Origin of the sequence: Protofrankia sp. Cj3 (assembly GCF_917627355.1) — a bacterium.
Classification (GTDB): domain Bacteria; phylum Actinomycetota; class Actinomycetes; order Frankiales; family Frankiaceae; genus Protofrankia.
Map to the genome: position 1 here is coordinate 3,078 of NZ_CAKJTR010000090.1, position 7,568 is coordinate 10,645.

A 7,568-nucleotide genomic window follows, 5' to 3' on the forward strand; every position below is an offset into this window, starting at 1 on the left:
CACCCAGCCAGGACCGCTCATGGCCGTTTCTTCGCGCCGCGGCAGGCACCGAGACGGCAGGACGGCAGCGGGCCTGCCGGGTTCGCCAATGCGCCCGGCCCTGTGCGCGAGCGGTGCCGCTCCGCTGGCCGCACCGGACGAATGCAGCGCCCCGGACCAGCGGCGCCAAGTGGATACACGACTGATCGAGATCCTTGCGGCCGATGCTCGGCCACCGCGGCCGGATGCTCTTATAGCACAGGGGTCAGCGACCCTTTACAGAAGGGGTGGCTGGAAATTTTTTCCAGCCACCCTCACGCTCAACAACCCCAGCCAGCATCCCCATCGGGCCAGGCAAAGACTACTTGTGGACAACATCGAAGCCTCGGATGTGTCCGGGCTCTCTAGGGAACAGGGACGACCCATTGGTAACCTCAAGCACCAACAACATTTGAGCTGAACCCCTTGGCTCGCCGGGTCCGTGTTGTAAAGAGACTCACCTGTTCGTTGTCGATGGAGGCGCCCACGATGGCTGTACAAGAGCTGGCGATGCCGGCTACTAGCAGGGCCGGCACGGTGGTCGCGATCGGGCAGCAGGTTCGAGTCCCGAAGACCGCCGAACTCGTCGCGGCCCACCTGCGGCGCCGCATCGTGCGGGGAGAACTCGTCGAAGGTGACGCGCTGCCGCCCGAGGCCACCCTCATGGAACAGTTCGGTGTCTCCCGGCCGACACTGCGAGAAGCATTCCGGGTCCTGGAATCCGAGGCGCTGATCACAGTCAGGCGCGGCGCACATGGTGGTGCGCGGGTGCACACACCAAACGGCGACATCGCCGCCCGCTACGCCGCCCTGGTTCTGGAGTACCGCGGTACCACGCTGGCCGATATCCACCAGGCCCGCGCTGTGATTGAGCCGCCCTGCGTGGCGATCCTGGCGGAGAACCACACACAGGATGACCTGGACAAACTCCGGCTCGCGGTAGGCGAGACCGCCGCCGCCACAGCGACCGACGATCCAGGCCAGTGCCTACAGGCCAATCTCGCCTTCCATATCCTGTTGGTGGATCTCGCTGGGAACACGACGCTCTCGGTTCTGTCGGGCATGCTGCGCCACATTCTCGATCTCGCAACGATCTCCCAGCCCGCCGCTGAGCGTGGACCCGAGCACCGGCTCGCCATCCGTCGGCGCCTCCTCGACCATGAACGCGTCGTGGACCTCATCGAGGCCCGTGAGGCTCGTGCCGCCGAAGATCTTTGGCGAGAACACCTACTGGAAGCCGGCCGTTACCTGACCGACGGTCCGGTGGCCGCGACCGTGCTCGATCTACTCGGCTGATCGGTAAGCTGATCGGTAAGGGCCCGTGACCGTTGTTCGGCCCCGCGTCAGAGCCCGGATTGGTTACGTGCCCGGTCAACCGCATCAGTTCGTGTCTCGAAAGGGCCGTCAGCAAGCAGCCCAGCAATCGACCAGCGCACGACCCACCAGCGATGGCCCTCATCGCAGATGACCTGGACGGCCCCAGCGCCGCCGGGAACGACAGCCACCTGGGGAGGACGGCGGCGGGCTCCTGCCCATGATCTGGAAAGTGAATGGCAGGGCGCCGCCAGCCGCCCGTCCGCTCTGCCAGATTCCCCCCGGCTTCCGGGCGCGCGTGAAGAACAATGATTACGCATCCTCTGGCCCCCAGATTCAGATTCTCTGAGGCCGCCCACCGCGCAGAAACTCCCAACCGCGCGGCCGTTGGCCGACTCGGCGGTCAACGGCCGGCCATCCGACGCTGTGCCGATGGCACGACCGCTCATCACCTGCCCAGGCAGACTTGCACCCCGCGCGGGAGTTGTCAAAGCACGATCGGCGGGCGCAGCCGACACCCGATCACCCCACCACAATTTGCGACTGAGAGTATTTCAATGACTTCACATTGCCACTACCCGTCAACCTGACAAACCCGCGGCCGGCGGAAACAAGTCGGCCCGCCCAGATGGCCGAGCTACCCGTCAGCGCAGTGGATCGAAAGGCGCGAGCTCGGCCGGAGAGCGGCCCGTGATGACCGCCTCGGCCACCAGCTGGCCGGTGACTGGTCCGAGTGTGATACCCCACATCCCGTGACCGCCTGCGACAAACACCCGTGGTGACGCGGTACGCCCGATCAGCGGAAGACCGTCCGGGCTACACGGGCGAGAACCAACCCACTCCTGCGTCCGCGTATCGAGATCGACGCCGGCCAGCAAGGGGCGAACCGCGTTGACGATCGCCATGACACGGCGGCGGTCGAGCGGCGCATGCGGCTCCCGGAACTCCATCATCCCGGCGATGCGCAGCCGCCCCCCCAGCGGTGTGCACGCCACCCGGTGGGCGGGAAAGTAGAGCGGGCCCTGCGGTAAGTCGCGTGCCGCGACGCTGAAGCTGTACCCGCGCCCCGCCTGGACGGGAGTCCGGACCCCAAACGAACGAACAAGATGGGGCAACCACGCACCGCTGGCAACTACCACCGCGTCGAACCGGCCACGCTGCCCGGTGGAGAGCTCCACGCTTACATCAGCGGCGCCAGCACGGTATCGATCATGACGATCAGCGTGGATGGCGAGCACACCGACGCCCTCCCGCACCTCACCACCCCGAGCCCGGACGCTGTTCGCGAGCGACAGCACAAAGCTCCCGGGATCGCAGAATCGCTGGCCATTGATGCGGACCGCAGCGTTGATCTTATCTGTCAGCGCCGGCTGCAGTGTGCGCGCCGCGGGGCCATCGAGCAGGTCAAAATCAACGTGCTGGCCAGCGTCGCGGATCTCCTCCAGCTCCATGACCAACGCATCCCGCTCCCGTGGGTCACGGTAACAGGCCAGAAAGGGCACGGCAGTAGGGGTGGGTACCGCCACGCCACCGGCGGCAAGGAGGTCGAAAGCGTCGAACGCCCGCCGGTTGACAGGCACAAGGGCACCCATCGCCGTCCGCCAACGGCTGACCGTGCTGTTGCGGGCGAATTCGGCAAGGAATCGCAGCAGCCGCGGGTCGGCACGCGGCGGTACATACACGGGGGATGTCGACCTCAACGCGGCCCGCAGGCCATAGCGCAGCACAGCCGGTTCCGGCAACGGTACCGCCAGGCTCGGAGTGAGCCAGCCGGCGTTGCCCCAGGACGACCCGGCGGCCACCTGGGCACGTTCGAACACTGTCACGCGGGCTCCGCGTTCCTGGAGAAACCACGCGGTGGCCAGCCCGACCATGCCGGCACCGACAACCGCCACCCGTTCCGTCCCGGGCGACCCGCGGCCGGCAGCGGAGCCCACGGATACCGGGCCTGCTTCTGATCTCCTGTCAGCGGACCAGTGCGTCATACCACCTCACCATCGGAACGCCAATTGGCCGTGGGTTGATCCGGTAGGCTGCGCCAGGCACGTACTGTCGTTGCCATGCGGCCGATGATGACGGTGGGCCACGCGTGATTCATGCGGTTCTCACCTATCTCACATGCCCGATATGCGGGCTGTCTCTCACCGTCGGCACCGGGCAGGTGCGCTGCCCGGACGGCCACGCGTACGACCTCGCTCGAGGAGGCCATCTGACGCTCACAACCGGCCGGGCCGCGGAAGTCGCCGGTGACCATGCGGAAATGGTCCGCTCACGAGAGGCGTTCCTCGCTGGCGGCCACTACGCGGCGCTCGCCGACCAGCTTGGCGCGGTCATCCGAAACTACACGATCAAAAATGGAGCGATCGGCGGTGAACAGGTCTTCGTCGACGTCGGCGCGGGCCCTGGCTACTACCTGGCGCATCTGCTGAACCTGTGCCCCAGCGCGGTCGGCATCGCGCTTGACGTGTCCAGGCAAGCGCTGCGGCGTGCGGCGCGTGCGCATCCGCGGATCGGCGCGGTCGGTGTGGACCTGCGCGGGCCGCTGCCGGTGCGCACGGGCACCGCCTCGGTCGTGCTCGATGTCTTCGCGCCGCGCAATGTCACGGAAATGCACCGCATCCTCCGGCCGGACGGACATCTCGTCATCGTAACGCCCACCGTCCGCCATCTGGCCGGACTTGTTGATTCGCTAGGTCTCGTCACGGTTGACGAACGAAAACCCGAGCGCCTCCGCTCGAAACTGGCTGGCTCCTTCGTCCAGCGGGACCAATGGACACTCGATCTGGATCTATCGCTTACCGCACAGGATCTTCTGCATCTCGTCATGATGGGTCCGACCGCACACCACCGGCGCGCTGCCGACATACAGCTGCTCATCGAGGAACGATGGCCGGCCGGCGCGGCCTCGACGGCTTCGTTTATGATCGAATTATACGAGCCCTACGGCACACGCTCCCGTAAAGAGGCGGTCCCGTGAACAGGCGGCCCGCTGGGTTCAACGAACGTTTTGGTCGGCCGTGAACATTGTTTTGACCGTGACCGGCACCAGCGCCCGCTGCGCGATGAGCCGCTCGAGTTCTCCGTACAGGCTGACGACAACCGCCTGATTCGCGTGCCCCAGCACCACTGCCCCCGGCTGGATGGCCTGGCGCGCGGCCGCGATGAGTTCGCCCGCCGTGACCCCCATCCGCGCGTCACCCACCGATCCGCTCCACATGAGGATCCGCGAATAGCCGAGTTCGGCAAGAACCGCTCGCGACCGCTCGTTATGCTCCCCGTACGGTGGGCGGAACCACGGTCGGGTGGTGACCCCGAATGTCCGGCTGACCCAGTCATCATTGCGTTCGACGTCAGCCCGCAGCGCCGCGTCGGAAAGGGTGCGGATACTCCGGTGGCTCCAGGTGTGGTTGACCATCGTGACCTGTCCGGATTCAATCAGCCGCCGGATGGCGTCAGCATGCTGGTTCCAGACGTTACGGTACATCCCGTTTGGCGCGAACGAGAGAGGAATATTCGTCCGGCTGGCGAAGCCGACATATCCGGCAACCGCGACGGGATTAAAGCCGTCGTCAATAGTAAGCGCAACCCGGCGAGTCGTCTCCGGCGCGTTGAACAGAATTTGTTGCTGTTGGGGCACGGCGGACGACGCCGACGGGCTGGCTGCCGGCTGCACGCTCGATGACGCCACCACCGGTGCCTGCAACCGCGGGACCGGCGTATCGGGCAACATGTGCGCAGACGGACCGCCAGGCTGCGGAGCGACCGCTGGCGGGGCGGGCTTCGGCCGCTCCCTGGCACAGCCGACAAGCATGTCAGCGGCTCCGAGGGCAAAAATTTTAGCAAGGATACGTCGGTCCACCCACGGGATTCTGAGGACTCCGACTACGGAGCGCAACTACAAGGACATGGATCTCGCCGCTCCGCGCAGTCGGGCCCCCTGCGGCAGGCCACGGATCCGGGCAACAGGATCAGACCACGAGCCGGGACCGCCAGCTGCCCACCGCGTCCGGATGCGCGCCGTTGGCCGCGAACCAGCCCGACAGGCCGCCCGGGTAATCGTCGATGGTGGCCAGCACCCGCTCAACAGCCGAGGTCGAGGTCGTGATCAGATCGGAAGCGCCCCAGCCCGCACCAGGTAGCAACGGATTGTTACCAACCCGACGCAACACTGCCGGCATATTCGCGGTTGTGGCCGCGTAATCCGCGAGTATCGCCTGTTGTTCGACGCCCGCCGCGCGCAGCAGGACCGCCACGACAAGGCCGGTCCGGTCCTTGCCGGCAGCACAGTGCACAAGTACCGGGCCAGGCGCGTGGGCCACGAGATGCATGATTTCGACCACCCGTGGTCCGGCGAGCTCGACGATCGCCCGGTACATCGTGCCCAGGCCACCAGCGAGCGCGGCGGCGGTTTCGGACGTGGGGCTGGCGGGGTCGACATCACCGAGCAGCGGGATCCTCCAGACATCGGTCGTCGCCGATTCCAGCGGGTGCGGGCCGCCGTCCTGCTCAACCGGCGACCGCAGGTCGATGACCACGCGGGGCGGCCATTCGAGGTCGAACACCGGCGCCCGATCGCCATGCCGTGGCGCGTCGCTGCGGTAGAGCACACCGGCTCGGGTGCACCCGCCGTCCTCGGTCGGCAAGCCACCCAGGTCACGCAGGTTCACCAGTTGATCTCGGCTGGGCCGCACTGACGATCCGGCTCGAGCCCGCCGGGCCGCCGATGCCGACGAGCTGTCGGTGGCCGGCTCGGGTGCCGCGATCTCGCTGCCGCTCATGGGTTCGCTCCCGCCTGATCGTCCGATCGCGTTCCAGTGGACCACACGTATCCGTCCCAGATCTGAACCCAGAGCCAAGATTTACGGCGTGTTCCGGAAGTCGTCGTTCGACCAGGGAGCCGCGTCCAGGCGGCTTCCGACGCACGCCCTAGCTCGGGCAACAGGGACTTGTCCAGCTCGCGCCGCCCGGGCGGCGACCGACGAGCCGGGGCACCCGCGCATCGTTGTGCGATGCGCGGGGAGCGATGACGTGAGGCATGTGCCCCAGCCCCGCGACGTCACCTCCCCTGGTGCCGGTCGCTCTTACGCCGAGTGGATCGGCCATGACGCCTTCCCCGGACGTCCGCGGCCGCGGATGCGGCCCTGAAGTCCGGCCATACAATCGCGAACGGCAATGCGCCGGTACATGCTGTGATGCTACAAAGTTTAGACGATTTCATCCGATTTGCACTGTCAGGCGACAGCGACAGGCGATCTGGTCGCGCTCGGCTTGCCTCCACGGGCCGTCCGCCCGGTACCGCGGAAACCGACAGGATCGCCAGGACCGACAGGACCGGCAACGAAGAGGGGTGGGCGTGAACCTGCTGGAGGCGGCGTTTCTCGGCGCGGTCGAGGGACTGACAGAGTTCCTCCCGGTATCGAGCACAGGACATCTGACGATCCTGGAAAAACTGCTCGGGTACTCCATCGACGATCCCGACATAACCGCGTTTACCGCGATCATTCAGGTCGGCGCGGTCTTCGCGACGCTGCTGTACTTCCGCAAGGATCTGGGGAGGATCCTGGCCGTCCTGCTCCGCGGTATCGTCCAGCCTCGCTGGCGCGGCCACCCCGACTACTTGTTCGGATGGGCGGTGCTGCTCGGCTCGCTGCCCATCGGCGTGGTCGGGCTGCTGTTCAAGGACGTGATCGAAACGACCCTGCGCAGCCTCTGGTTCGTGGGCATCGCGCTCATCATGTGGAGCGGTGTCATGGCATACGCCGACGGCAACGCCACCCAGAAGCGACATGAGGAGGACGTCACCTGGAAGGACACTCTGGCCATCGGCCTGATCCAGTGTGCCGCGCTCATCCCCGGCATCTCCCGGTCCGGCGCGACGATGTCGGCCGGTCTGACCCGAGGCCTCGACCGAGTGACTGTCACCAGACTGTCGTTCTTCCTTTCCATCCCTGCGTTGTTCGGTGCCGCGGCCCTACAGGGCGTCAGCGCGGCCAGCAACATCTCGCACGGAGTTGGCTGGACACCGACGATCATCGCTACGCTCGTCAGCTTCGCCGTCGCCTATGTCGCCATAGCCTGGCTACTGAAATTCATCGGCAAGAACAACTACGACATGTTCATCATCTACCGGATCATCCTCGGGGTGGCCGTGCTGCTCCTCGTCGGGACGGGCGTCGTCGCGGCAACCTGACGATCGAGCCGAGCCAGCTCAGGCAAGGCCAAGCAGGCCAAGCAGG

6 protein-coding genes are annotated in these 7,568 nt (G+C 66.4%); 3 read left to right on the top strand and 3 right to left on the bottom strand.

All coding sequences use genetic code 11. The features are described 5' to 3' along the window. Positions 1–507: 507 nt before the first annotated feature. The gene (locus MJ783_RS13690; RefSeq protein WP_239310819.1) at positions 508–1,314 is read left to right on the top strand and encodes a FadR/GntR family transcriptional regulator; all 807 of its coding nucleotides are present in this window, start codon (positions 508–510) and stop codon (positions 1,312–1,314) included. Between the two features lie 662 nt (positions 1,315–1,976). Here the strand turns inward: MJ783_RS13690 and MJ783_RS13695 are convergent. Continuing rightward, complete coding sequence (locus MJ783_RS13695) at positions 1,977–3,206, bottom strand: FAD-dependent oxidoreductase (protein WP_239405470.1); 1,230 nt, start codon at positions 3,204–3,206, stop codon at positions 1,977–1,979. 215 nt (positions 3,207–3,421) lie between these two features. On the opposite strand from MJ783_RS13695, the gene MJ783_RS13700 reads away from it, so the two are divergent. Then, positions 3,422–4,309: a putative RNA methyltransferase gene (locus tag MJ783_RS13700; protein ID WP_239310821.1), complete on the top strand. Its 888-nt coding sequence runs from the start codon at positions 3,422–3,424 to the stop codon at positions 4,307–4,309. A gap of 18 nt (positions 4,310–4,327) precedes the next feature. On the opposite strand, the gene MJ783_RS13705 is transcribed toward MJ783_RS13700, so the two are convergent. Together MJ783_RS13705 and MJ783_RS13710 are read right to left on the bottom strand one after the other, a co-directional pair. Beyond that, on the bottom strand, positions 4,328–5,191 hold the full coding sequence (locus MJ783_RS13705) for a polysaccharide deacetylase family protein (protein ID WP_239310822.1): 864 nt from the start codon (positions 5,189–5,191) through the stop codon (positions 4,328–4,330). 109 nt (positions 5,192–5,300) lie between these two features. Continuing rightward, on the bottom strand, positions 5,301–6,110 hold the full coding sequence (locus MJ783_RS13710) for a tyrosine-protein phosphatase (protein WP_239310823.1): 810 nt from the start codon (positions 6,108–6,110) through the stop codon (positions 5,301–5,303). A gap of 575 nt (positions 6,111–6,685) precedes the next feature. Between MJ783_RS13710 and MJ783_RS13715 the strand changes: the two genes are divergently transcribed. Beyond that, complete coding sequence (locus MJ783_RS13715; protein WP_239310824.1) at positions 6,686–7,522, top strand: undecaprenyl-diphosphate phosphatase; 837 nt, start codon at positions 6,686–6,688, stop codon at positions 7,520–7,522. The last annotated feature ends 46 nt before the right edge of the window (positions 7,523–7,568 follow it).